This is a genomic window from Methylocystis parvus, from assembly GCF_049675845.1.
In the GTDB taxonomy this organism is placed as follows: Bacteria; Pseudomonadota; Alphaproteobacteria; order Rhizobiales; family Beijerinckiaceae; genus Methylocystis; species Methylocystis parvus_A.
Map to the genome: position 1 here is coordinate 337,957 of NZ_CP187161.1, position 22,798 is coordinate 360,754.

The window sequence follows — 22,798 nt, forward strand, 5'->3', positions numbered from 1 at the left end:
TCGAACGGTTAGACGTCGAAACCGCCGTCGCCGCCATCGTCGAAACCGCCTCCGTCGTCGAAGCCGGGGTCGTCGCTATAGCCGGCGTCGCGCATGTCGCCCGAATCGTCATAGCCCTGATCGTAGCCTGCATCCTGACCGCCGAATTGGCCGCCCGGATCGTCGCCGTAGTAGTTGTTGACGACCGTCGTCTCGCTGGTCGGCGTGAAGCCGGAGCCGATGCCGAGATTGGCCATCCCGCCATAGCCCGAGCCATGGCTGAAGAGGCTACGGATGCCGTCCGCGAGCAGCACGCCGCCCGCGACGCCCGCAGCCGTGCCGAGCGCGCCCTTCAGGAAGCCGCCGCCGTCAGACGGCTGCTGCTGCTGGCCCCAGCCCTGCGGGGCGTAGCCGCCCGCGACCGGGTTGCGGCCCTGCGGCGCGCCCCAGGGGCCGGTCGGCGGGGCCGGACGCGGCGGGGGAGGGGCCTGGCGCTGGCCGCCGCCGAAGAGCCCCCCGAGGAAACCGCCCGCGGGCTTCGACTGCAAATCCTTCACCTGCGCCTCGAGCTCCTGAATGCGGGCGTTGGCGCCCTGCAAGGCCTGCTCCTGCACGATGACCGTCTGCGCCAGCAGATAAGGCGCGGCCGGCTGCTGCTTGACCTGCTCGGCGATGAAAGTTTCCGCCTCCTGGTCGCGCGGACCGGCGGCGGCGCTCTTCGTGCGCTCGAACAGCCCGACGAGCAGTTGACGTTCTTCCGGTGACATCAGTCTCTCCCCATAGGAACCGGCCACGAAGGCCCGGCGTCTGGAAATATGGGGGAAGGTCTGGAGGGCGCCAAGGCCGGGCGCGAGCGCCGCTGCGTTAAAGTTTTGCAAGCTGGCGGTAAGGTTGGGGGCTGTATCGGGCGCTCACAATCAAATCCGCCAACACAAAATCACCCGCCGCCGAGACTCGACGCGGGCCGATGCAGGAAGCCGGGACGCCCCGGCCCCGTTCGGCCGAGTGCGTGAGTGAAAAGCGCGTCGGGGCCTCAAGCGTCCCGGCTGCGGTCTTTATCCGCGCGCACCTTTCCGGATGGATGACCCATCCGGCGCGGTCGCCAGACGGCGAGCCGCTTCTTTCCCGGGCGAGAAGGTTCCCGCCCGAGCGCGTCGCAAGGGTTCACATGCGCCGCCTCCTGCGCGCCGGCGCTTTCCCTTTCGGTAATCGCGCCGGGTGTCGCGGACACGGAAACTACGCCCAGCCTTTGCGCAGATTGCTCCGCGCTTCTCCCCACCAAGGAGAGGCCCGGCAGGCGGCGCCGTAACTCCCGCGCGGAACGAGGGTCGCCGCCCCGCGCTTAACCGACCCCGCCGGCGCCGCCGACCCGACGACGCCCCTGTCTGGTTGGCGGGGCGGGGGCAGAATAGGGAGGTTTTAGGGGGCGCGGATAAAATTTTCTCCGGGGCGGCCTCCACGAGTGGCGCCCCGCCGTTTGCGAGGCGCCCTTGAGCGCTTGATCCTCCTCAGGCGGGTGTAAACTTCTCGCTGAAGATGCGGTCTTGAGCGACGCCTCCGGCGCTGCCGGCTTCCTCGGTCGCTGCGACCAATGCAGGCGGGCCACAGACATAGATGTCCGGCAGCGCCTCCGCCGTCGCGAGCGCCCTGGCGAGCGCCTCGGCGGGCGTGCCGGTAAAGCCCTGCCATTCCGTCGCCGGCTTCCACACGCAAATCATGACCTCAAGCTGCGGCAGCAGGGTCTTGAGTTCGTCGATGGCGTCAATCGCGAAAAGCTCCTCTTCGCGATTGACCCCGAAAAACAGGCGGCACGGGCGCTGATCGGCGAATTCCGCCATTTGCCGGAGCATGGAGAGCGACGGGGCGAGGCCGGTGCCGCCGGCGACGAACCAGCGCGGCGCCGCGCTCGCCTCGTCGAGGGTGAACTGGCCTTGCGGGCCTGTGATGAGCAAAGTGTCGCCAATGGCGGCGCGCGCGAGATAGGTCGAAAAGGCTCCGTTTGGCTGCAGGCGGACGTAAAGCTCCAGTCTGCCGTCCCAATTGGGCGCGTTGGCGAGCGAATAGGAGCGGGTGATCGAGCCGTCCGGTGTCGTCACCTTGACGAACTGGCCGGCGGTGAACTGCGCCGCGCTTCCAAAGGCCGGATCGTCTTCATATTGCAGCATGAGACGCATGGCGCCCGACCCTGCCGGCGCCAACTCGACGAGAGTCGCGCGGCGCTCTGGAATCGAGGCGTAGCTGACCGCCGCCTGATCGAAAGGCGCATGCAAAGCGAGATCGCTGCGCGCCTGTGTGCGACAAAGCAGGATGTCGCCGGCGGCGCGCTCGGCGTCGCTCAGCGCCGAACTGCTGTGGGACATGAGCTCGACCTCTCCGCTCGTCCGCCCGACGCGGCAGGCGCCGCAGCCGCCCTCGCGACAAGAGGAGGGGAGATAAATGCTGGCGCGCTCCGCCGCGTCGAGAAGCGTCTCGGATGGTTCGGCGTCGAACGCGATGGTCGCGCCGTCGCGCGTGAGAAGATTGACCTTGAACATGTCGGGTTCTCGCTGAGAACGGCGGCTTACGGCTTTCCGCTCATTCGTTGACAAACCTCCGAGGGCGGCCTCGTCCTTCGAGACGCGAGCTTCGCTCGCTCGTCACGATAAGGCTTGGTGTTCCCCGAAAGGGAAGAAGCCCCTCATGCTGAGTAGCCTGCGAAGCGGGCGTCTCGAAGCTCGGGGGGCGTCAATCGTTCAGTCCGGGCGAACGCCAAAGGCGTCCGCCCTGTGAGATCACGCCGCGCGGGCGAGGGAGGCCGCGATATCCGCCTTGGCGTCGCCGATCGGCTGGATGCCGAACTTTTCCACCAACACGTCGACCAGCGCCGGCGTGAGGAAAGCCGGCAGGGTCGGCCCCAGCCGCACATTGCGGACGCCGAGCGCCAGCAGCGTGAGAAGGACGGCGGCCGCCTTCTGCTCGAACCAGGACACGATGAGCGACAGCGGCAGTTCGTTGACGCCGACACCGAAGGCTTCCGCCAGCTTCGTGGCGACGACGAGCGCGGAGTAGGCGTCGTTGCACTGGCCCATGTCGAGCAGGCGCGGCAGGCCGCCAATCGTGCCGAAGTCGTGCTTGTTGAAGCGATACTTGCCGCAACCGATGGTGAGGATCACCGTGTCGTCCGGCGCGTCCTCCGCGAAGTCGGTGTAGTAGTTGCGGCCCGGCGCGGCGCCGTCGCAGCCGCCAACGAGGAAGAAGTGGCGGATGGCGCCGCTCTTCACCGCGTCGATCACCGTGTCGGCGACGCCGAGCACCGTGTCGCGGCCAAAGCCGATAGTAATCGTCTGCTCGGGAGCGTCCTCGGTAAAGCCCGGAAGCGCCTGCGCGGCCTGCGCGACGACCGAGAAATTCCCGTCGCCGATGTGGCGCACGCCCGCCCAGCCGACCGGCCCGGCGGTGAAGATGCGGCCCCGATAACGCGGCTGCGGCTCGATGAGGCAGTTGGACGTCATGACGATGGCGCCGGGGAAGTCCGCGAATTCCTTCTGCTGATCCTGCCAGGCGCCGCCGTAATTGCCGGCGAGATGCGGATAGGCCTTGAGCTTCGGATAGGAATGCGCCGGCAGCATTTCGCCATGCGTGTAGACGTTGATGCCTTTGTCCTTCGTGGCTTCGAGGATGGCGTGAAGATCCTTCATGTCGTGGCCCGAAACAAGGATGGCCTTGCCCTTGATCGGCGTCACGCGAACATTCGTCGGGACCGGCGACCCGAACGTGCCGGTATTCGCGGCGTCGAGCGCTTCCATCGCCACGAAATTGGCGCGGCCGAGCGCGAGCGACTCTTCGAGGAGCGCGCCAATGTCCTTCTCTTCGCGGGCGAGGGTGTCGAGCGCATGTTCGACGGCCTCGTAAATGGCGTCGCGCTCCTGTCCGAGGACCTCGGCGTGATGCGCATAGGCGCAGACGCCCTTCAGGCCGTAGAGGATGAGCGAGCGCAGGCCGACCGCGTCCTCGCCGAGGATCTCGGCGTCCTTGCGGACCGCCGCTTCCGAAGCCTGGGCGAGTAGACCAGCCATGTCCTTGGCCGGGATGAAAGCGGCGGGGCCCGACAAGGTTTCGGGCGTTGAGGCCGCGGCGCGGGCGGCGTTTTCATAAAGCGCCCTGGCGCGGTCACGGACTTGCGCGGCCTGCTGGATCAGGTCGACGAACTTGACCGCGTTGAAATTGACGTTGGTGAGCGTGGTGAAGAAGGCGAAGAGGATGAAGCGGTCGGCTTCGATGTCCGTGGCGCCAAAGCGGCGCGCGCGATGCAGATATTGGCCGGCGCCCTCGCAGACATAAAGCAGGACGTCCTGCAGATCGGCGGTCGCCGCGTCCTTGCCGCACATGCCTTTCGCGCTTGCGCAGCCGGCGCCATCATCCGACCGATAGGTCTGCTCGCATTGATAACAGAACATCCGCTTCTCCTCCCGACAGCGCCCGACGTGGCGCTTAAATCGGTATTCAAAATGCGTATTAAGAACGACAAAAGTCAACCTGCGCGAATGTCGCGCGGCGGCGTCTTTTTAGGCTGGGATGTCGAGGGGCGGGAAAGCGGACGATTTTTCCAGGCAATCCGCGAGGGTGAAGCGGTCGAGCTCCCTCAAGAAACCCTGTTCCGCGCGGGCCAGCATCCCCTTGAGCCGGCAGCGCGGCAAAAGCGCGCAGTTGCTGCCTTGCGTACTGAAGCACTCTACGAGCGGCTGATCGTCGAGACGGCGGATCACGTCGCCAATGCGGATGTCGCGCGGATCGCGCGCGAGGCGCACGCCGCCCTGCGCGCCGCGAATGCCTTCGAGATATCCGGCCGCGGTGAGTTCCTGAAGAACTTTCGCCATGTGGTGGCGCGACACGCCGAAATGATCGGCGATCGCCGCCGCGCTCATGATTTCGGGGTTATGGTCGGCGAGAAGGACCAGCGCCCGCAGGCCGAAGTCGGTGAAGGTCGTCAATCGCATGGCGAGACCGTAACACGGTATCCATAATTCGGAAATATGCAGTAATACGGAGAACCGGCCGGGGTCACTCTCCGGCCAGCGCCATATCGTCGCGGTGGATGATTTCGTCCGGTCCCCGGAAGCCGAGGACCGCCTCGATGTCCTTAGTCGAGCGGCCCGCGATTTTGGCGGCGTCGAGCGCGTCATAGGTGACGAGGCCGCGTCCGATTTCGCCGCCCTGATGGTTGCGGATGACGATGCAGTCGCCGCGGGCGAAGGCGCCTTCGATGCGCGTGACGCCGGCGGGCAGCAGGCTTTTGCCGGAGAGCAGCGCCCGGGCGGCGCCTTCGTCGATATGCACGGCGCCCTTGGGCTCGAGCGAGCCCGCGATCCATTTCTTTCGCGCCGTCACAGGATTCGAGGGCGTGAGGAACCAGGTGCAGCGCTCGCCGTTGCGGATGCGCTCGATCGGCGCCTCGGCGCGGCCGTCGGCGATGACCATATGCGCGCCGCCGGTCGTGGCGATCTTCGCCGCCTCGATCTTCGTGCGCATGCCGCCGCGCGAATATTGCGAGGCGGCGCCGCCCGCCATTGCCTCGATCTCGGCCGTGACGCGCGGTACGATGCGCAGATGCTTCGCCCGCGGGTCCGTGGCGGGCGGCGCCGTGTAGAGGCCGTCGACGTCGGAGAGCAGCACCAGGAGGTCGGCGCTCGCCATGGTGGCGACGCGGGCGGCAAGCCGGTCATTGTCGCCATAGCGGATCTCGGCGGTCGCCACCGTGTCGTTCTCGTTGATCACGGGGACGGCTCGCAGCGAGAGCAGGCGGTTGAGGCATTCGCGGGCGTAGAGGTAGCGGCGGCGCTCTTCCGTATCGCCGAAGGTGACGAGCACCTGGCCGGCGACCACCCCGCGTTCATGCAGCGCCTCCGACCACAGGCGGGCGAGGGCGATCTGGCCCACGGCGGCGGCGGCCTGGCTGTCCTCCAGCGGCAGCGCGCCATGCGGGAAGCCCAGGACGCTGCGCCCCAGCGCCACCGACCCCGATGACACGACCAGCACGTCCGCGCCGCCGCGATGGAGCGTCGCGATGTCGTCCGCGAGCCGCGTCAGCCAGCTTTGCTTCACGGCTGCGGCCTTGGGGTCGACGAGGAGGCTCGAGCCGACCTTGACGACGATGCGGCGGAAGGCGGCGATATCGGGAACGCGATGGGTCATGCGAGCTTGGGGAAACCGGCGATTCAGAGAGGAGGGCGAGAGTTAGCCCATGGGGCGGGGCAGGGCAAATGCGCTTCACAGCCCCGCCTGCCAGTGATGAACCTCCTCCAGCGGAAGGAGGAAATTCATGATGTTGAGCGTGAGATTGTCGCGGATCGTCAGCGCCAGTCCCAGCTCTATGGCGATGACAAGCGCCACGATCGCGGGGACGGGCAGGAGACCGGCGAGCGCGAAGCCCAGCGCCATCATAACGAGGTCGGAGAGCGAATTGACGATGCTGTCGCCGACATAGCCCTGCGCGAGCGCCTGTTTCCGATAGGCCTGGATGACGAAAGGGCTGTTTTCCAAGATCTCCCAGAGGGCTTCGAGCCCGATGGCGATCAGCAGCCGCTGCGCCGGCCGGAGGCGGGGCGCTGCGATCCAGAGGAGCAGATAGAACAGAAATCCGTGCTCGATATGGGTGAAGCTGTACCAGTCGGCGAGGTGCTGGGAGGTTCCAGACGACAGGATATCGCCCTCCCAAAGCTTGATCTGTCCGCAGCGGCAAAAGAGCGGCTGACCGAGCGAACGAAGCACGAGGACATGGAGAACGACCATCGGCCCGGCGATCAGGGAGAAGGTCTTTAACGAGCTGTTCGTCATCGTTTCCCAGAGTAATGGGCGCGCCGCGCGCTTCATCATACAGTCTCGCAGAAGCTGACGCGCGCATATTTGGCGGGGCGCGCATCGGCGCGTGTTTCGGGAGAGGATGGCATGAGAAAGTTTACGCTCGGCGTTTCCCTGACGCTCCTCGCCGCGCTGGCGGCGGCTTCAACGGCCCTGGCGGGCGATCCGAGCGGCGTCTGGCTGCGCGAGAACGGCAAGGGCACGGTGCGCATCGCCGCCTGTGGCGCCGCGCTTTGCGGCACGGTCGCCTCGGTGAGGGATCCCGACAGCGCGGCCAAGGTCGGCCAGCGCGTTTTCTACGGAATGGTCCCTTCGGGCGAGAACAGCTGGACCGGCCACGCCTTCAATCCGGAGGACGGCAAAACCTATAACGGCACGATGACTCTCTCCGGGAATCATCTCACGACGGCAGGCTGCGTCCTCGGCGGGCTGATCTGCAAGACTGTGGGCTGGTCGCGCGTCAAATAGACCGCTCGGCCCCATTGGACTGGCCGAGCAATCTCTCCAGGAGACAATGCAGCCCGCTTACTGCGGCTTTGGGGCGGCGGTGGCGTCCTTCACGCACTTCTTGGCGAAGCTCGCCTTCGCGGCGCCCTTGAGTTTCTTCTCCGCCGCCGCAGCATCGCAGGAGGTCGTGGCGGCGTCGCGCTCGCATTTCTTCAGAAAGCTGTTGAGCGCCGCGCCGGCGAGCTTCTTGTCGGTGGCCTGAGCCGCGCAATCGGGCGCCGCGGGAGCGACGGCGGGCGTCGCCGCTACAGGGGCCGGCGCGGGAGCCGCGTCCTCCGCACGAGCGAGGGACGAGGCGCAAAAGCCGAGTCCGAGGGCGACAAAAAGTGCGATCTTCTTCACGTCAGTCTCCCGTATAATCCGCCTTGAACGCCGATCAGCGTTCAAGGAGCATAGGTAGGGTTGAACGTGCCGGCAAGTATGGGAGCGGAGTTGGGGCGAATGACGCTGACGGCTGATCTTTTGCCCGGCGTGCCGCTCGTCGAAAGCCCTTTCTTCGAAGTGGACGTATCGGCGCTTGCGCCCGAGCATCGGGACGTCGCGCGTCAATTGCATGCGCGAGGATACGCTGTCCTCGATTTTCCAGACCCCGATTTTCACGCAAAGGCGGACGCGATCCGCAATCGGCTGACCGCGCGTTTCAATTGGGGCGATCCTGCGAGCTGTCCGCCGAGCGCGCGCGTTCAGGACGCCTGGGCTTTCGACGCCGACGTGCGCGACATCGCATGCAACGCGTCGATCCTCGCGCTTCTTTCGGCCCTTTACGGGCGTCAGGCCTTTCCGTTTCAGACGCTGAACTTTCCGATCGGCACGCAGCAGCCCGTGCATAGCGACCATATTCATTTCTGCTCGATCCCGGAGCGCTTCATGTGCGGCGTCTGGGTCGCGATGGAGGACGTCCACGCGGACGCAGGCCCCTTGTTCTACTATCCCGGCTCTCATGTCTGGCCGAGCTACGGCAATGCGCAGGTCGGCGCGACTCCCGGCGCCGATGCGGTGATGAAGTTCATACGCCTGCAGCAGGAGATGCCGGCGAGACTCGGCGTCGAGCGGGAGACGTTCATCGCCCGAAAAGGACAGGCCCTGATCTGGGCCTCCAACCTTCTGCACGGCGGCAGCGCCCAGAGCGACCCGACGCGCTCGCGCTGGAGTCAGGTGACGCACTACTTCTTCGAAGGCTGCCGATATACGACGCCGCTACATAACGACGAACTCGCCGGAAAGATCATCCAGCGGCGGGTGAAGGATGCGCGCAAAGGCGCCGGTCTGGCTGCGCTCGTCGACGCCGGGCGCGCCTTGTTTTCGAGGAACAGGCCGGGATGATCGCTTCTATCTCTGTTGCAAAGTCAGCTCTGGCGTCGCATTAATATTATAGCCGCGGAAAAGTTCTACCGGAAGCAAGAGTATATCGAAGGCGCCCAAATTTGGCGCAATCTTATCTATCGAAATTTGTTAATGTTTATTTTGAGCGGCTCGATTATGTACACGTTCACGCGGATGGACGTCGTTGCGCCTGCACTCTTGGTTGCGGCGCGAATGTAATGCGGGGCGCCGGAAAGAGCTCGCAGGAGTCTTCTCTATGTTGTCAGCCCTCAGCGAGTGGATCTTCGGCTCGGCGGATCTCGCGCCGCACGGATATTGCCTGTTGTGGGAGCCCGGTCTGATCGGGCTTTACGCCGTTTCGGACGCCGCCACCGCGCTCGCCTATTTTTCTATTCCCCTCACGCTCGTTGTGGTCGGTCGGCGTCGCGGCGACCTCGTCTACCGGCCGATGCTGTGGCTCTTCGCCGCTTTCATCCTCCTTTGCGGCACAACGCATTGGATGGATTTGCTGACCTTGTGGCAGCCGCTTTATGGCCTGCAGGGGCTCGTAAAGGCTGCGACGGCGGTTGCTTCGGTTTTGACAGCGATCGCCTTGTGGTGGACGCTTCCCAAGGTTCTCGCCTTGCCTTCGGAAGCCCAGTTGCGGAAAGCCAACGCCGCGCTGCTCGAAAGCGAGGAGCGGCTGGCGCATGCGCAGAAGATGGAGTCGATCGGACAGCTGACCGGCGGCATCGCGCACGACTTCAATAACCTGCTTCAGGTCGTCGTCGGCGCGCTGAGCGTGATCGAACATCAGATCGCTCAGGGGCGCGGCAACGAGATTACGCCGGCGGTCGCCGCCATCAAAAAGGCGGCGAACAACGCCTCGAGCCTCATCAACAGAATGCTGGCCTTTTCCCGTCGCCAGACATTGCTGCCCCGCGTGATCGATCCCGACAAACTCGTCTGCGGAATGGAGGAGATGCTCCGTAGGACTTTGGGTCCGGGCGTCACGCTGAACATGCGAGTCGGTGACGGTCGCTGGGTCGTGAATTGCGATCCGTCGCAACTGGAAAGCGCGCTGCTCAATCTCGCGATCAACGCGCGAGACGCGATGCCGAACGGCGGCGCGCTCACGATTGCGACGGCGGACAGGACGATCGCGCCCGATCCGCGCGATCCCGACCTCACGCCGGGCGACTATGTCGAAATCGAAGTCGCCGACAGCGGCGTCGGGATGAGCCCCGACGTGCTGAACCACGTCTTCGAGCCCTTCTACACGACGAAATCGGTTGGGCAGGGAACGGGCCTCGGCCTTTCTCAAATCTACGGTTTCGTGAAGCAATCGGGTGGCTTCGTCCGCATCGACAGCGCGCCCGGCGAAGGCACGAGCGTGCGCCTCTTCCTGCCCGGACAAGAGCCGCCAACGGCCGTCGCCGCGGAAGAGGGAGTCGCGAGTTCCGACAAGCGCGAGCCGAATTCTTCAGTGCAAACGGGCAGGGTGCTGATCGTCGAGGACCAGGGCGACGTGCGCGACCAAATCGCCGCAACGCTCCAACAGTTGGGATGCGCCGTTGGTGAAGCAGCCGACGGGACCGAGGGGCTGAGAGTGTTGCGTTCCGGCGAGCCGCTCGACCTGCTCATCACGGATATCGGTCTGCCGGACATGAGCGGAACCCAGGTGGCCGAGGCGGCGCGCGTCGCGCGACCGGATCTGCCAATCCTTCTCATCACGGGCTATGCGGGCAGGGCCTCCGAGGGGCTGAAGCTCGCCTCGCATATGGACGTCTTGCTCAAGCCCTTCACGCTGGAGGAATTGTGCGCGAAGGTGCAGTCGATGATGAAGAGCCCCGCGTCGACGTGAGAGCGAGCGCCCCTCAGTATTGGCGCGGATAGCAGGCAGTGTGGCTCAAATTGGCAGTCGGTCCGACGCCAGGGGTAATGAAGGAGTAGCTGTAGCTTCCAACCACCTGCACGCCAGGCAGCCCGCCGGAGGTGCAGGTCCCCACAGTGAAATTAGCCGCCGTGAGCATGCCGGCGCCCCAGGACTGCGTCACGGCGTAGGTCTGCGCCGCGCCGTCAGATCCACAATTGGTCTGGTCGAGCGTGCGGCAGCGCGCAGCGGCGTGCGTCGCGCGGTTGAGCGTTACGTCGGTCCAAAGGAACAGACCCATATCGATCACGCCGAAGGTCGCGATGATCAAGGTGAGGACCGCCACGGCAAACTCTGCGAGAACCGCGCCGCGAGTGTCGCTGATGAATTTGAACAATATCTTCTCCGCCATGCTATTTCGCCCGAGTCGTCGCGGTCAGCGTGATCGTCGTGGGCAGGGTGACGTTGAAGAGCGCGGCTAAAGCGCCGGCGACTGGATTTGAGATCGGCGCGGAAGCAGTGACCTGCACATACTGCCCGGGCGCCGCAGTCAAGCCTGGCGTTACGCCGCTGCACGTCGCGGGCGGCGATGGAGCGGTGTTCGAATAGTTGCAGCTCGTTCCGGTGGAGACGACGCCGCTGTCCGTGGGGCATCCGTAGTAGCAAGTAGCCGAGGCGGAGCTCACGGCGTTGTCGCCGGCTGAGTTCACAGCCGCAACGACAACCGACTGATTGTTGGGGTTCGACCAGCTCCAACCATTCTTCGTCACATGCAGTAAGCCAGCTTCCACGGCGCTGTTCAGCAACTCCACCTGGATGAGGTAGCTGCTCAAGCCTGCAATGCCGACGAGAAGCATTGCGAGGACTGGCGTGACAATGGCGAATTCTGCGAGGACGCCGCCGGATTGACCGCGCCGGCCGTAAATGAAGACCCTGACACAACGGGAAACAGACCGCATAGACACATACCCCAGATAACTTATTCGACGAGGGAGACGACGCCGGTGCTGGTCGCGTTCTGTCCGCCACATGTGCCGTTGTAGGCAAGCGCTACCGTCCCGCCGACATCCACCGTGTTGGCGATGACCTGCGCACAGGCTGAACTGATATTGCCTCTTATCTTCACCGTACCGTTTGGCACGTAGATCGCGCCAACGAGCGAGTGAGTATTACCGCCGGAAATATCAACCACATTCGGATTGGTGTTGCTGGGGCTTGCAATGGCCCAGCCGCTGCTGGAGCCGCTTGTCGGCGCGGAGAGTTGCAAGATTCCCCTGGCGTCGAGCTGGTTGAAGAGCACAAGCGTTGCGTTTTGAGTCCGCAGTGTCGCGGTTCCAGCGACGGTCAGCTTGCCATAAAAGTAGAAGATCCCGTTTTGGAAGATTGTCGTGCCGCCATTCAGTGACGTGTTCTGTTTAAAGTGGATGGGTAGGGCCATATTCGTCGCGTCATAGATCGTACCGTCCGTGGCGGAATTGACGCAGCGATTTGCAAGGTTGCAGGGCGACGGGGCGCTAGTTGACAATCCGGCCAGCCACGCCTTCTGCCCATTGGCGATGTAGGGGTCGGTCACCGCCGGCGCGTTCTCCATGGGGAACGGCGGCGCGCTATAAACGACAGGATTGCCGGGCTCGCTGATGGAGCCGGACGAGCGTATGGGCGCGTTGACAGTTGAGTTGCCTTGTACATTGAACCCGCCATTGGTATGACCGGTCTGCGTGGAATTTGAAGCCATACCGCAACTGGGCGTGCCAATCGTTGTATTGCCAGCGATATCGAACGCTTTGGTTCCGGTTGTCGACAAGGCAATCATGCAGTAGCTGGTGGTTGGAATGCGCCCGACTCCGCGAGCGCCCACATTCATTTGGGCTAGACCAAACAGGTTCGAAAACGACGTGGACATCGGCTGCTGTACGATGGCTTCCACAGCCTGATTGTCCCCTGCGAACGTACCGGAAGTCGGCGGTCGGTTGATCGCGACGGAAATGCTGTTGGCCCCGTCAGCCCAGCCCGAAGATGCCGAGGCGGCCCGGCCGTCCGTGACCTCGTTCTGGGCATAGGCGACAGCGATTGCGCCGCTCATCGCGGCGGCGTCCGCCGCCGACTGCATGCGCTGTCGGTTGGCGTAGGCATGACTGACATCAATGGCGAGCGCCGCCATTCCCAGCAACGCGAAAAGCATAGCGGCAAAGTAGGCGAGAGCTACGCCGTCCTCCGCCCGTCTGAACTTGTGAAAGTGACTCGCCAAACGAGCAAACATCACCTTACTCCCGCCTTAAGTCTTCTAGCGCAAATCGCTTCGCGGATAAGCAAACCGCATGAAAGCGGAATTTAAGAACACGTTAGCATGGGCTTGAGAAGTTTAGAACAAAATTTATAAGAACTGATCGGGTATTGAGGTCGCTCATGCGCAATTTCCTCACTAAAACTTGGCGGCAGCTTGGCCTTTTCGGACAGGGATCGATCCTGTTTATCTTATTGTCTTCAGTTATTATTTTGACTGTGACCTTGAGCAATCGAGACGCTGGCTCCAGAAGAGGCGCGGCGCCGTCTCCCGGGCGGTCGGCGGAGACGAGCGATGCAAGGCCTCTCCCCGAAGCCGCGGCTGCGAAGGAAAACAAGGAAAAGGAGCCGCGCGAAACCATCTCTCCCACGACGCCGCGGAGCAGCGCGGCCGGCGAATTGTCGACCACGTGGCAGAGCAGCGCCACGATCGTGCCGCCGCGCCCGATGGTGCCGGGGAGCGCTGTGATCAGGCCGCCGTCTTTTGAGACCTCGCGTTGTCCCTTTGCTGACCCCGCCCGCCGCCTGGCGACCGTCAGCGAGGAAGTCATCGCGCGCGTCGCGCCGTCGGTCACATCGAGAATCGTCCGCGACAATGGGGGAGCGGACCGAATTTTTGATCCGGGGTCCGACCTCGAGGTGTTGGAAGCCCAGCCTGGATGGGTGCGGTTGCGGCGCTCGCCGTCCCGGTGGCCCCCGGGGCAGACGGGATGGGAGGGATGGGCCCCGGAAGGCGTGGTGCGTCCCGCCCACCGAAGCGCGGAGACCATGACCGACGACGAGAAAGCCTGTCTCTTTGTCGATCCGGCAGGCTGGCGCGGCGTTACGCCCGCGCTTCAGGACAAGATCCGGGAAACCGCCCTGCGGATCCTCAGCCAGGACAAGCGATGCCGGTTGATCGGGGACGGCGGAATGATGGGCGAGAGCCAGCGTTTTTATCTCACCTGCTACCCCTCGGACGGTGGGCAGCCCTACCATTATTGGCTCTCGGCGGCGTCATCCGCGAAAGATTTCGCCACCCCCGAACCCGTCGACGAGAGCGTCGCCATGGAGCTTTGCCGCAAGAAGCTGCAGAAGATGCTCGCAGGCATGGGGGCCGTCAAAGGAGGTCCCGTTCCCGAGGTGAACGCCGGCGCGATTAGAAGTTTCAGGGAGCGCTCGGCCTATTATATGACGCTCGACTACCGATTGGGAGAAGCAGTAGACAGTCAAGCCTATTGCTTTGTTCCGCCAGGCCGCGATGCGGAAATTACCTTGCGAGATACGCCTTGAACGGTGGAAATCGGTAAGTCTTCTTTCACGACTCTCGTCGAATATCACGCTCACCGTAAAGCGAGTTGTATCCCGAGGGCCGCTCATGCTTCCGATCTGGCGCTATTTTTTCCCGATCTCTATGTGGGGCCTGCTCTTTGCGTGGCGGAATATCCGCGACGGCATGGAGTCGATGAACTACGTCCTTGTCGGCATGTCCGTGTGCGGGGGCTTCGCGACGGTCGGGCTCTTCATAGCGTTCGAATTTCTTCTGCTTCCCGCTTCTCTCGCCGCCGCGCTTACGGCGGCGATGATCATGCTTGTTGCACCGGAGCCGAAAGCGGCATAGCCAAGGGGTCTCCAAATCCGGCAGACTGGCGGCTCCACAGCGTGTGTGAGTGATTATGGATCCCAAATTATTGGATCGAGTCGAAAAGGTTGCCTATGCGACGGCCTTTGCGCTTCTTGCTTTTCGTATGGTAGCGGCCTATCGGAACGACGGTAATCCCGCAGTCCTCTTCTATGTGATTGACGGCTCGATATTGCTGTTTTTTTTGCTGATCAGACGCTCAACCGAAAACATTTCCCTGCGGCCGATGGATTGGCTGTCCGGATTTGGCGCAACCTTTCTTCCCTTGATAGTTGCGCCGCCGGACCGTGCGTCTGCCATCCTGTCTCCTATCCCGATCCTTGTTCTGATGGTTGCCGGAACCACTCTACATCTCATGGCGAAAGTCAGACTTTTCCGGAGCTTTGGCATTGTCGCGGCCAACCGCGGCGTCGTGCATAAGGGTATTTACAGCCTTGTGCGCCACCCGATGTATCTCGGCTACATGATCGTCCAAAGCGGTCTCCTGCTTTCAGGTCCAAATCTCGTTAATCTCGCCATCATCGCCGCTACGTGGGGTCTGTTTATCCTTCGGATTAATGCGGAGGAGCGAATTCTGAGTGAAGATCCCGGATACAGGGATTTCATGACCCGAACGCGGTATCGTTTGTTGCCCGGAGTGTATTAGACGGCGGCGAATTACCGCCGAGTCTCCTCTGGAGCCTAACTGTCGAGCTCGTCATTGTGAAGAAATCGGGAGTGGCTTTTCCATTCCCCGATGCTAGTTTTCGAGATCTTATTACTGGATAGAATCGGAACTGATGGCGCGCCTGATTTTTCATCGAAAATTCGGTTATGCCGGCATGACGCGAGATGTCGTCATTCGGATCGATGGGGAGTTCCGCCTCAAGCTCGGGAGCGGCGACCGCGCAGTGACATCTCTCTCTGCGGGCGCGCATTTCATCGAGGCGACGATTGGCAAGGATCAATCCTGCGGCGTCGACGTCGTCATCGACGACCATGACGAAGTTTATTTCATCTGCAGGGTCACGCGCTTTTTCCAACCGACTCCCGAACTTCAGCTTATCGCAAAGACCGCGGTTCAGGAGCGCTTTCGTCTCGGCCGCAAGGGCAATCACCAAAAAGAGCCCGACCCAGAGGACGTCGAGATGTGGAGTGGCGTCCTCGGCGTGCGGCCCGACGCGACGTTCGAGGAAATCCACAGCGCCTACATCAAGCAGATGCGCATCTATCATCCCGATCTCACCTCCAATAAGAGCGAGACCTTGCGCGAGATCGCCGCCTGGAAGGCGCGCGAGATCAACATGGCTTACGCGAAAGCGCGCAAGCAATTGCGCGCCAAGTGAGGCGTCAGGGAGGTACGTTCTTCGCGAAATTCAGGGCGAGCGTCAGCAGCCATGCCCCCGAAATGCAGGGAGCGAAGGGGATATAGACTCTCGCTTGGCCGCGGGAAGGCGCGAACTTCAGCTTGGCGGCGACGTAATAGACGATCACCAGAGCGCACATCAGCAGCGTGAAGGTCGATAGCTCCGCGACGCCGATCCAGAGAAACGCAACGGCCAGCAGCTTGACGTCGCCGCCGCCCATCCATCCCCGCGAATAAATAATGAGAAGCGTGACGAACATGAAGGCGGCGAGCATGAGCTGCCCGCCGATATGCGCATAATCGCCGAGCGCGATCATTCTCGCCGCGAACAGCGCGAGCAGGATGAGAATCGCCTCGTTGCGGATCGTGTAATTGCGCCAGTCGTCCACGATCGTGAAAACGAGTGTCGCAACCAGCGCGATGAGAATCACTATCTGGGTCAATTTGGGCTCCGAAACTCGTAGGCCTGCGGCCGCCTCGCCTCGCGTCTTGCAAACCGAATTATTGTCTATGGAAGCGCTTCAATCGAGTAAAGCGTTAACGTAGCAGTTCTTACGTCTATAAAAACATAAGCTATTTCAATACATTAAGTTTTAATCGGGCGCGGTTTGCGAAACTCGATGCTTTACGAATCGAGGTTTGCTCAATGCGAAGCCTATATCGCTTCGAAGCGAGAGCATAAGTCTCTGTCTGGGAAAATCAATCATGCGATTCAGTTGGTTGGCTGCTTCATGTCTATCTGAACCCTATCGCGAGCGGATGGATCTGCAACAAATCGGCCGATTTATTCCCCATCCGCAAATATCCACAGGATAAGCTGTAGCGTGACTATTGGTGGATATTGCAAAGATCAATAAATAAATTGATGCATATCAGTCATTTAGGCTGGATAAATTCACTAAAATTAACCGAAATTTCAATTGCTAACAAAGCGTTACTTTCTACACTTGCTCTCAAGACCCCCTTAACATATCGTCAACCTACCCAAAGGCGGTCGGGGGGTCCGGCTAGCAAGAAGGGCAGTTTGAGTAGGAGAATCAAATGTCGAAGTTTGTCGCTCTCAAGAAGTTCATCAAGGATCAGGACGGCGCGGCTCTGGCCGAATATGCTGTTGCGCTGGCTGTCGTGATCGGCGTTTCCATCCTCGCGCTTCAGAATCTTGGTACTTCTATTAGCAATGTGGTCCAGGCCGTCGCCGATATTCTCACGAACAACATTCCCGCTTGATCGCGCCTGCCTAATCCTGCTGTCGGTCGCATGTCTTGCGACCGACACGCCAGGTCGGTTCACCTCGATTGTAGGGTTTGAGGCCAGGAAATGAAAACAAGCACCTCTATTATCCTGGTCATTGCGATATTGATTGGCGCTGTTGCCGCTCAGATGGCGAGAAGCATCGTCAATCGTCCGGCGGAGTCGACGAAAATTGTCGTTGCGACAAAGCCGCTTCCTTTCGGAGCTCAAGTCGCTCGCGACGCCTTATCCGAAGTGGCTTGGCCCTCGTCGTCGATCCCAGAAGGCGCGTTCAAATCCATAGACGAATTGTTGAAGGATGGGCAGCGTGTGTCGATGGCACCAATTGCGAAGAACGAGCCGGTGCTGTCTTCGCGTGTCTCAGGGCCTGGCGAAAAAGCGTCTCTTTCGGCTTTGATCGAACCAGGGATGCGCGCCGTAGCGGTTCGCGTCGACGACGTGCGCGGCGTCGCCGGCTTCATTCAACCGGGCGATCGCGTGGATGTCGTGCTCACGCGCGTCGAACACAGCGCCAAATTCGACAAGGACGAGAGCTACAGCGACGTCCTCCTGCATAACGTCAAGGTTCTGGCGATCGACCAGCAGGCGGCCGAGCGGCAAGAGAAGGCGCAGGTCGTGAAAGCTGTCACCCTGGAAGTGACGGCGGAGCAGGGGCAAAAGCTCATTCTCGCAAGTGGCGCCGGCACGTTATCACTGGTCCTGCGTGAGGCCGGTGGAGGCAAGGGCGCCGACGCTGCTCGTCGCGTGACAATGAGCGACCTTGGATTTGATGCTCCGAAGGCTTCCGAGACACCTAACGCGCCCGCTGAGAACTCAGAGCCTGCAAGATCGAAAGTACGCATCCTTCGTGGGGCGAAGGACGAAGAGGTCGAGGTCTATCACGACCGCGTCGCCGGCGAGGCAAACTGAGGCCTTGCTATAAGAGTGTGTCTTCGCGAACACACGCTCAACTTGAATCTGATGAATCTCCCTGAAAACCGATTCAATTAACGACTTGGGGTTTGACTGAGGCGTGCAAAACGCCTGAAGCTTAGTTGGGGGCGGCTTTGCGACAGCATTTGGGTAGAACGATGCTTACTAAGTACTCTGTCATGCGTCGCGTAAGAGACATATTCGCTCGTCTGGCTATCAGTTCCTGCGTCTTCGCTCCTATCAGCAGCCTGCCTGCTTATGCGATCGATGTGCGGTCCGAGGCTGGGCATTCAACTGTCAAAATGACCTTGTTCAAGAACAAGGCAAAAAATATACGGCTCAATTTTCCTTTTGCCGACGCGACCGTCGGCGCGCCGAACATCGCGGACATCTATCCGATCAGCGACAGGCAGCTTTACGTCGTCGGCAAGGATGTCGGCCGAACCAATATCTTGCTCTTCGACAATGAGAAGAGGCTGATTGGGTCGGTCGATGTCGACGTGAAACTCGATGATCGCGCCATGAGCAACGATCTCCAGGCGGCGACAGGCGCGCCGGGGGTCCAAATTCAGGATGTCGATGAGAATCTCGTGTTGCGCGGCCGCGGCAGAGATGCGCCGAGCATCGCCAACGCCGTGAACGCCTCGCAGGGTCTAGGGAAGGGCCCCGTCGTCAATGCGACGAAGGTGACAGGTTCGCAGCAGGTCCTGCTGAAAGTTCGCTTCGTGGAGGCAAATCGCGCTGGCATTCGCGCTTTGGGTGTGCGCTGGCAGGGAATCATTAACAACCGCGTCGCGGGCGTCGTGGGCCGGGCTGTCCCGCGCTCAACCATGTTTGTCAACGGTCTCCAGCCGGGACTCACGGGGGCCGGTCAATCTGGAGGGGCGCTGGTGCCCGGCGCCGCGGCTGGGCCGGTTGTCTTTGACGTTGTTTCCAACGCGCTGACGCGAACGAGCCCGACCGCGACCATCATCGCGCAACTCGTCAATACCGGCGCGGGCAGTCTCGATGCCGTGATCAGCGCGCTCGAGGAGCAGAATGTCATCCGCTCCTTGGCGGAACCGAACCTTGTCGCGCTTTCGGGTGAAACAGCGGACTTCGTCGCTGGCGGACAAATTCCTGTTCCGGTTCCGCAAGCCGGAAGCTTCGGAACCGCCGCTTTCGTGACCATCCAGTGGAAGGAGTTCGGCGTCAGGCTGAATTTCACGCCGACCGTCCTTGCGGACAAAGTCATCAGCCTGAAGCTCGAGCCCGAGGTCAGCGATCTCGACTACACCAATGCGACGGTGATTAACGGCATCGCAGTCCCTGCGATCACGCTGCGGCGCGCAAGGACCACTGTCGAATTGCGCGACGGACAAAGCTTCGCGATTGCGGGCCTCATTCAGGAAAAGAGCCAGCGCGATATCGAGCAGGTTCCCTGGCTCGGTTCGGTGCCTGTGCTCGGCGCTCTATTCCGCAGCACGGAATTCCAGAAGCGTGAGACGGAGCTTGTCGCACTGGTCACGCCTTACCTCGTGAAGCCCGTGCCGGCCGGCAACAAGGATCCGCGTCTCAAGACGCCGCTCGAGACGACCATGGCCGGCAACGACTTCGACACGTTCCTGCGCGGCAAGGCGGAACTTTCCAAGACGCCGTCGACCTATCTGACGGAAACCGGAGTCGAGCAGCCTTTGGCTGGCGGCATCGCGCCCGGCGCGCCCGAGTCCGCGCCGACGCCCGTGGCGTCGCCCGACCCGCTGACGCGGTTCTTCGGGGCGCTGACGCCCCAGCAGAGCTATGTTCCCGATCCTCAGCCGAGCGCGCCGCAGGGTATTCCCCAATGAGCCCGATTAAAATGATCCTGATAGCGTCGGTCGGAATAGGCGCCGGCGCCTGCAGCAACGAATACTATGTCCGGGGCGATAGAATCCGCTTCGAAGCGGGAGACGCCGTCGCGACGAACATGGCGGTGCAAATCCCCCATCCGAACCCGCCGCGCTCGAATGACACGAACATCCCGATGGACGGCGTGAAGGCGCAGAAAGCCATCGAGAAGTATCGGAACGGCGATCAGAAGCAGGGCGGGGGGCTGGCGATCCCGTTGGTCCCGGACAACGGTTCGAACGGCAGCCCGTTCCAGTCGTCGATCAACGCCGGCCACTGATCTAACGCTGCGTCCGAATGCTGTTCGCGAATGACGATATGTCGGAGTCTTTCGGCAGAAACGATCGTCAACGCGTCGTCGCGTTCGAGCCGCACATTGAAACTGGGTTTTCCTGATGAAGCGCGGCGGTTTCAGAAGGATCAAAACAAAGCTTTCACATGCTCGCTTACCTGGTACGTTCGACTCTATATGAAGCTCGACTCGCCGTCATCGGGCAGGCGCTCGTGCGGCAAGGTTGTGAGGTTCACCATGTAGATTCGATCGAGGCCGCCATTAATGACGGCAGGATCGCAGGCCGTTCCAATGCGCTGATCGTTGTTCCGGAATCTGGCGACAGCAAGGCCGACGTCGCGCGCATCGCGCATGCGGCTGCGAGCATGACCCGGCGCGCTTTCATCATGTATGTCGCCAGCACGCTGAGCCCGGAAGATTACAAGACGCTAACGCGTCTGGGGTCAGCGGAAAGCACCGATTGGGATGCTGCGATAAAGGAGATCGCGCAACTTATCCCAAGCTTGCAGAAGGACGCGGGCGTCAAGTCCGATAGCTTCGGGCATCGCCTGATCACTTTCGTCGGAACGGGCGCGGGCGGCGGCAACACCACCATCGCGATGGAGACAGCCGTATCCCTGGCCTCGATGAAGGGAGGCGCTGCCGGCAATGTCGCGCTGTTTGATCTTGAACTCGCGGATAGCGTCGTCTGCTCCTATCTCGATATTAAGCCCCATCTGGATTGGGACGAACTTTCGCATAATCCCGAGCGAATTGACGGCCATATGCTTGGGATTCTGGCGTCGAGACATGAATCGGGTCTTGATGTCTTTGCGTCGATCGCTCCGCCGCAAACGGAAATCGATATCGGCGGCATAGCCGTGTTAACGATGCTCAACCGCCTGATCGAGCTCTACGACGTGGTCATATTGGACGTGCCCTCGTCAAAGAGGCGCGATGTCGACGAGATCCTGAGAAACTCGGACCTCGTTGTGGTGACGGGGCTCTATTCAATACCCGCTGCAAAAAACGTCGGCGTGATGCTGAAGAAATTTGCACAGATGCAAATTCCCCCCAACCGTGTTGCAACCGTAATAACGGATGCAGAGGTAAACCTGTTCGGCCGAGTGGCGGAGACTTTCGATATTTCGAAACTGATTGGTCCCACCCCGCCATTGTTTGTGCGTCGCGATCGTGCGTTTGCAATTGAGTGTGCGAACGCTGGTCTATCGATGGTCGCGAGCCAGCCGAAGCGTGGCATTTGTACGGATATCGCCAAGATTGCGGAGCGCGTCCTCACGGTCGCTCCCGTCGCGGCCGCAATGGTCAAAGCCTAAAGGGGCGGTGCTACGATGTCGGAACGCTTCAAGTTCTTCACTTCGGCTCCGAAGCCGCTTCCCGCTGAGGAGACGCCAACGAACCTTCCCGTGCCAGCGGAGATGGCGGGTGAGCTCTTCGGCGATCCGCGGAAGCGTCGCCTTCTCGAAGAGAAGGTGATCTTGCATGGAAAAATCATTGATGAGTTCAATCTCGCTTTCCTGGACCAGATGTCGCGAGACGATCTGCGGAGGTCGATTTCCGAATTCGTTTTTGATTACATCAAAAGCAAACAGATCCTTCTAAATCAGAGTGAGACGGAAGCGTTTCTAGAGGAAATTATAGACGAGATGGTCGGTTTGGGGCCATTGCAGTCTTTGCTCGACGATCCGACGATCAATGATATTCTCATAAACACGGAAAACTGTGTTTTTGTGGAGCGGCAGGGCCTTCTCCAGAAGACAGAAGTGCGTTTCAAGGACGAAGCGCACTTGCTGCGTGTTATCAACAAAATCGTCTCCAGAGTGGGGCGGCGTGTCGACGAGTCGTCTCCTATGGTGGACGCTCGTTTGCTAGACGGCTCGCGCGTAAACGTTGCAGTCAAGCCAATTGCCGTCGACGGACCGCTTGTTTCCATCAGAAAGTTTTCCAAGCGCCCTTATTCGATCGACCGCCTGGAGGGCGTCGGCGCACTGAAGCATCCTATGAGCCTGCTGCTCCAGGGCGCCGTGCGTGGACGCATTTCAATGGTCATCTCCGGCGGCACGGGGTCTGGCAAGACAACGATGCTGAACGCTCTGTCCGCCTCTATCCCTCCGACGGAACGCATTCTGACGATCGAGGACGCGGCGGAGCTGCAGTTGCAGCAACCCCATGTCGCAAGATTGGAATGCCGGCCAGCGAACGCTGAAGGGAAGGGCGAAATCCGCCAGCGCGAATTGGTGAAGAACGCGTTGCGCATGAGGCCCGACCGGATCATCATTGGGGAATGTCGCGGCGAGGAAGCTTTCGACATGCTGCAGGCGATGAATACGGGTCACGAAGGCTCGATGACGACGATCCACGCCAATACGCCGCGTGATGCTTTGAGGCGTCTGGAACAGATGGTTGGAATGGCCAGCGTCGCGATGGCGCAACAGAGCATTCGACAGCAGATTGCATCAGCCATCCAGGTGATCGTGCAACTCCAACGCCTGAGCGATGGCTCGCGCCGTGTTGTGAGCATTTCCGAAGTGACGGGAATGGAAAGCGACATCATCCAGCTTCAGGAAATTTATCGCTTCGTGCGAGAGGGAATTGACGCGAACGGCGCTGTTGTTGGCTCCTTTCGCGCGACGGGCATCAGGCCTCTCTTCCTTGAATCGCTGAAATATATGGGGGTGGATTTTCCCGCTTCCGCGTTTGATCCCAATACGCCCCTTTAGTCGGGAGCAA

Annotated in this window: 24 protein-coding genes; 13 read left to right on the forward strand and 11 right to left on the reverse strand. The window is 61.4% G+C overall.

Translation table 11 applies throughout. The annotated features are described in order from the left end of the window. Positions 1-8: 8 nt before the first annotated feature. The 6 genes from ACPFMJ_RS01845 to ACPFMJ_RS01870 all read right to left on the reverse strand — a co-directional run bounded on the left by ACPFMJ_RS01845 (position 9) and on the right by ACPFMJ_RS01870 (position 6,792). Positions 9-746, reverse strand: a complete 738-nt coding sequence (locus tag ACPFMJ_RS01845; protein WP_424362179.1) for a DUF2076 domain-containing protein — start codon at positions 744-746, stop codon at positions 9-11. Positions 747-1,487: 741 nt separating this feature from the next. Further along, positions 1,488-2,513, reverse strand: coding sequence for a 2Fe-2S iron-sulfur cluster-binding protein (locus ACPFMJ_RS01850; RefSeq protein WP_424362180.1), 1,026 nt, complete (start codon positions 2,511-2,513; stop codon positions 1,488-1,490). Between the two features lie 237 nt (positions 2,514-2,750). Beyond that, positions 2,751-4,415, reverse strand: a complete 1,665-nt coding sequence (gene hcp / locus ACPFMJ_RS01855; RefSeq protein WP_424362181.1) for a hydroxylamine reductase — start codon at positions 4,413-4,415, stop codon at positions 2,751-2,753. A gap of 108 nt (positions 4,416-4,523) precedes the next feature. Then, positions 4,524-4,955, reverse strand: a complete 432-nt coding sequence (locus ACPFMJ_RS01860) for an Rrf2 family transcriptional regulator (RefSeq protein ID WP_424362182.1) — start codon at positions 4,953-4,955, stop codon at positions 4,524-4,526. A gap of 64 nt (positions 4,956-5,019) precedes the next feature. Further along, positions 5,020-6,150: a glutamate 5-kinase gene (proB, locus tag ACPFMJ_RS01865; RefSeq protein WP_424362183.1), complete on the reverse strand. Its 1,131-nt coding sequence runs from the start codon at positions 6,148-6,150 to the stop codon at positions 5,020-5,022. Positions 6,151-6,225: 75 nt separating this feature from the next. Beyond that, complete coding sequence (locus tag ACPFMJ_RS01870; RefSeq protein WP_424362184.1) at positions 6,226-6,792, reverse strand: DUF2585 family protein; 567 nt, start codon at positions 6,790-6,792, stop codon at positions 6,226-6,228. A gap of 111 nt (positions 6,793-6,903) precedes the next feature. Here ACPFMJ_RS01870 and ACPFMJ_RS01875 point away from each other — a divergent pair, with 111 nt between their 5' ends. Continuing rightward, on the forward strand, positions 6,904-7,284 hold the full coding sequence (locus ACPFMJ_RS01875; protein WP_424362185.1) for a DUF2147 domain-containing protein: 381 nt from the start codon (positions 6,904-6,906) through the stop codon (positions 7,282-7,284). A 57-nt stretch (positions 7,285-7,341) separates the two neighbouring features. On the opposite strand, the gene ACPFMJ_RS01880 is transcribed toward ACPFMJ_RS01875, so the two are convergent. Further along, positions 7,342-7,665, reverse strand: coding sequence for a hypothetical protein (locus ACPFMJ_RS01880; RefSeq protein WP_424362186.1), 324 nt, complete (start codon positions 7,663-7,665; stop codon positions 7,342-7,344). Between the two features lie 99 nt (positions 7,666-7,764). Between ACPFMJ_RS01880 and ACPFMJ_RS01885 the strand changes: the two genes are divergently transcribed. Both ACPFMJ_RS01885 and ACPFMJ_RS01890 read left to right on the forward strand, forming a co-directional pair. Further along, complete coding sequence (locus tag ACPFMJ_RS01885) at positions 7,765-8,646, forward strand: phytanoyl-CoA dioxygenase family protein (protein WP_424362187.1); 882 nt, start codon at positions 7,765-7,767, stop codon at positions 8,644-8,646. Between the two features lie 256 nt (positions 8,647-8,902). Further along, the gene (locus ACPFMJ_RS01890) at positions 8,903-10,489 is read left to right on the forward strand and encodes an ATP-binding protein (protein ID WP_424362188.1); all 1,587 of its coding nucleotides are present in this window, start codon (positions 8,903-8,905) and stop codon (positions 10,487-10,489) included. A 13-nt stretch (positions 10,490-10,502) separates the two neighbouring features. On the opposite strand, the gene ACPFMJ_RS01895 is transcribed toward ACPFMJ_RS01890, so the two are convergent. Genes ACPFMJ_RS01895 through ACPFMJ_RS01905 form a run of 3 tightly spaced genes read right to left on the reverse strand, consistent with a single transcriptional unit; the run spans position 10,503 to position 12,758 of the window. Beyond that, on the reverse strand, positions 10,503-10,910 hold the full coding sequence (locus tag ACPFMJ_RS01895) for a TadE/TadG family type IV pilus assembly protein (protein ID WP_424362189.1): 408 nt from the start codon (positions 10,908-10,910) through the stop codon (positions 10,503-10,505). A 1-nt stretch (position 10,911) separates the two neighbouring features. Further along, a complete protein-coding gene (locus ACPFMJ_RS01900; RefSeq protein WP_424362190.1) occupies positions 10,912-11,457 on the reverse strand; it encodes a TadE/TadG family type IV pilus assembly protein in 546 nt (181 codons plus the stop codon). 20 nt (positions 11,458-11,477) lie between these two features. Next, on the reverse strand, positions 11,478-12,758 hold the full coding sequence (locus ACPFMJ_RS01905) for a TadE/TadG family type IV pilus assembly protein (RefSeq protein WP_424362191.1): 1,281 nt from the start codon (positions 12,756-12,758) through the stop codon (positions 11,478-11,480). A gap of 146 nt (positions 12,759-12,904) precedes the next feature. On the opposite strand from ACPFMJ_RS01905, the gene ACPFMJ_RS01910 reads away from it, so the two are divergent. The 4 genes from ACPFMJ_RS01910 (at position 12,905) to ACPFMJ_RS01925 (ending at position 15,727) form a co-directional block, all read left to right on the forward strand. Next, on the forward strand, positions 12,905-14,053 hold the full coding sequence (locus ACPFMJ_RS01910) for a hypothetical protein (protein ID WP_424362192.1): 1,149 nt from the start codon (positions 12,905-12,907) through the stop codon (positions 14,051-14,053). 85 nt (positions 14,054-14,138) lie between these two features. Beyond that, positions 14,139-14,381 carry a hypothetical protein gene (locus tag ACPFMJ_RS01915; RefSeq protein WP_424362193.1) on the forward strand — a complete coding sequence of 81 codons (243 nt, stop codon included), beginning with the start codon at positions 14,139-14,141 and terminating at the stop codon, positions 14,379-14,381. 55 nt (positions 14,382-14,436) lie between these two features. Then, complete coding sequence (locus ACPFMJ_RS01920) at positions 14,437-15,048, forward strand: methyltransferase family protein (protein WP_424362194.1); 612 nt, start codon at positions 14,437-14,439, stop codon at positions 15,046-15,048. 133 nt (positions 15,049-15,181) lie between these two features. After that, complete coding sequence (locus tag ACPFMJ_RS01925) at positions 15,182-15,727, forward strand: J domain-containing protein (RefSeq protein ID WP_424362195.1); 546 nt, start codon at positions 15,182-15,184, stop codon at positions 15,725-15,727. 4 nt (positions 15,728-15,731) lie between these two features. Here ACPFMJ_RS01925 and ACPFMJ_RS01930 read toward each other — a convergent pair whose 3' ends face one another. Continuing rightward, on the reverse strand, positions 15,732-16,190 hold the full coding sequence (locus tag ACPFMJ_RS01930; protein ID WP_424362196.1) for an A24 family peptidase: 459 nt from the start codon (positions 16,188-16,190) through the stop codon (positions 15,732-15,734). Positions 16,191-16,788: 598 nt separating this feature from the next. Here ACPFMJ_RS01930 and ACPFMJ_RS01935 point away from each other — a divergent pair. From ACPFMJ_RS01935 to ACPFMJ_RS01960, 6 genes are all read left to right on the forward strand, one after another. After that, complete coding sequence (locus tag ACPFMJ_RS01935; RefSeq protein ID WP_424362197.1) at positions 16,789-16,974, forward strand: Flp family type IVb pilin; 186 nt, start codon at positions 16,789-16,791, stop codon at positions 16,972-16,974. 90 nt (positions 16,975-17,064) lie between these two features. Next, entirely contained in the window at positions 17,065-17,907 is an 843-nt protein-coding gene (cpaB, locus tag ACPFMJ_RS01940) for a Flp pilus assembly protein CpaB (RefSeq protein ID WP_424362198.1), read from the forward strand. A 305-nt stretch (positions 17,908-18,212) separates the two neighbouring features. Beyond that, positions 18,213-19,736, forward strand: a complete 1,524-nt coding sequence (locus tag ACPFMJ_RS01945; RefSeq protein ID WP_424362199.1) for a type II and III secretion system protein family protein — start codon at positions 18,213-18,215, stop codon at positions 19,734-19,736. Beyond that, positions 19,733-20,056 carry a hypothetical protein gene (locus tag ACPFMJ_RS01950; protein ID WP_424362200.1) on the forward strand — a complete coding sequence of 108 codons (324 nt, stop codon included), beginning with the start codon at positions 19,733-19,735 and terminating at the stop codon, positions 20,054-20,056. The genes ACPFMJ_RS01945 and ACPFMJ_RS01950 overlap by 4 nt, the downstream gene beginning before the upstream one ends. 158 nt (positions 20,057-20,214) lie before the next feature. Continuing rightward, positions 20,215-21,384 (forward strand): AAA family ATPase, encoded by a 1,170-nt coding sequence (locus ACPFMJ_RS01955; protein ID WP_424362201.1) that lies wholly within the window; start codon positions 20,215-20,217, stop codon positions 21,382-21,384. Between the two features lie 15 nt (positions 21,385-21,399). Continuing rightward, positions 21,400-22,788: a CpaF family protein gene (locus tag ACPFMJ_RS01960; protein ID WP_424362202.1), complete on the forward strand. Its 1,389-nt coding sequence runs from the start codon at positions 21,400-21,402 to the stop codon at positions 22,786-22,788. Positions 22,789-22,798: the final 10 nt, after the last annotated feature.

Excerpts from the sequence above, each read along its gene's own strand:
- ACPFMJ_RS01885 (WP_424362187.1), top strand. The coding sequence starts at position 7,765 with ATGACGCTGACGGCTGATCTTTTGCCCGGCGTGCCGCTCGTCGAAAGC.
- ACPFMJ_RS01915 (WP_424362193.1), top strand. The coding sequence starts at position 14,139 with ATGCTTCCGATCTGGCGCTATTTTTTCCCGATCTCTATGTGGGGCCTG.
- ACPFMJ_RS01875 (WP_424362185.1), top strand. The coding sequence starts at position 6,904 with ATGAGAAAGTTTACGCTCGGCGTTTCCCTGACGCTCCTCGCCGCGCTG.
- ACPFMJ_RS01910 (WP_424362192.1), top strand. The coding sequence starts at position 12,905 with ATGCGCAATTTCCTCACTAAAACTTGGCGGCAGCTTGGCCTTTTCGGA.
- ACPFMJ_RS01870 (WP_424362184.1), bottom strand. The coding sequence starts at position 6,792 with ATGACGAACAGCTCGTTAAAGACCTTCTCCCTGATCGCCGGGCCGATG.
- ACPFMJ_RS01925 (WP_424362195.1), top strand. The coding sequence starts at position 15,182 with ATGGCGCGCCTGATTTTTCATCGAAAATTCGGTTATGCCGGCATGACG.
- ACPFMJ_RS01935 (WP_424362197.1), top strand. The coding sequence starts at position 16,789 with ATGTCGAAGTTTGTCGCTCTCAAGAAGTTCATCAAGGATCAGGACGGC.
- ACPFMJ_RS01845 (WP_424362179.1), bottom strand. The coding sequence starts at position 746 with ATGTCACCGGAAGAACGTCAACTGCTCGTCGGGCTGTTCGAGCGCACG.
- proB (WP_424362183.1), bottom strand. The coding sequence starts at position 6,150 with ATGACCCATCGCGTTCCCGATATCGCCGCCTTCCGCCGCATCGTCGTC.
- ACPFMJ_RS01905 (WP_424362191.1), bottom strand. The coding sequence starts at position 12,758 with ATGTTTGCTCGTTTGGCGAGTCACTTTCACAAGTTCAGACGGGCGGAG.
- ACPFMJ_RS01860 (WP_424362182.1), bottom strand. The coding sequence starts at position 4,955 with ATGCGATTGACGACCTTCACCGACTTCGGCCTGCGGGCGCTGGTCCTT.
- ACPFMJ_RS01960 (WP_424362202.1), top strand. The coding sequence starts at position 21,400 with ATGTCGGAACGCTTCAAGTTCTTCACTTCGGCTCCGAAGCCGCTTCCC.
- ACPFMJ_RS01955 (WP_424362201.1), top strand. The coding sequence starts at position 20,215 with ATGCTCGCTTACCTGGTACGTTCGACTCTATATGAAGCTCGACTCGCC.
- ACPFMJ_RS01850 (WP_424362180.1), bottom strand. The coding sequence starts at position 2,513 with ATGTTCAAGGTCAATCTTCTCACGCGCGACGGCGCGACCATCGCGTTC.
- ACPFMJ_RS01890 (WP_424362188.1), top strand. The coding sequence starts at position 8,903 with ATGTTGTCAGCCCTCAGCGAGTGGATCTTCGGCTCGGCGGATCTCGCG.
- hcp (WP_424362181.1), bottom strand. The coding sequence starts at position 4,415 with ATGTTCTGTTATCAATGCGAGCAGACCTATCGGTCGGATGATGGCGCC.
- ACPFMJ_RS01920 (WP_424362194.1), top strand. The coding sequence starts at position 14,437 with ATGGATCCCAAATTATTGGATCGAGTCGAAAAGGTTGCCTATGCGACG.
- ACPFMJ_RS01900 (WP_424362190.1), bottom strand. The coding sequence starts at position 11,457 with ATGCGGTCTGTTTCCCGTTGTGTCAGGGTCTTCATTTACGGCCGGCGC.
- ACPFMJ_RS01945 (WP_424362199.1), top strand. The coding sequence starts at position 18,213 with ATGACCTTGTTCAAGAACAAGGCAAAAAATATACGGCTCAATTTTCCT.
- ACPFMJ_RS01895 (WP_424362189.1), bottom strand. The coding sequence starts at position 10,910 with ATGGCGGAGAAGATATTGTTCAAATTCATCAGCGACACTCGCGGCGCG.
- cpaB (WP_424362198.1), top strand. The coding sequence starts at position 17,065 with ATGAAAACAAGCACCTCTATTATCCTGGTCATTGCGATATTGATTGGC.
- ACPFMJ_RS01950 (WP_424362200.1), top strand. The coding sequence starts at position 19,733 with ATGAGCCCGATTAAAATGATCCTGATAGCGTCGGTCGGAATAGGCGCC.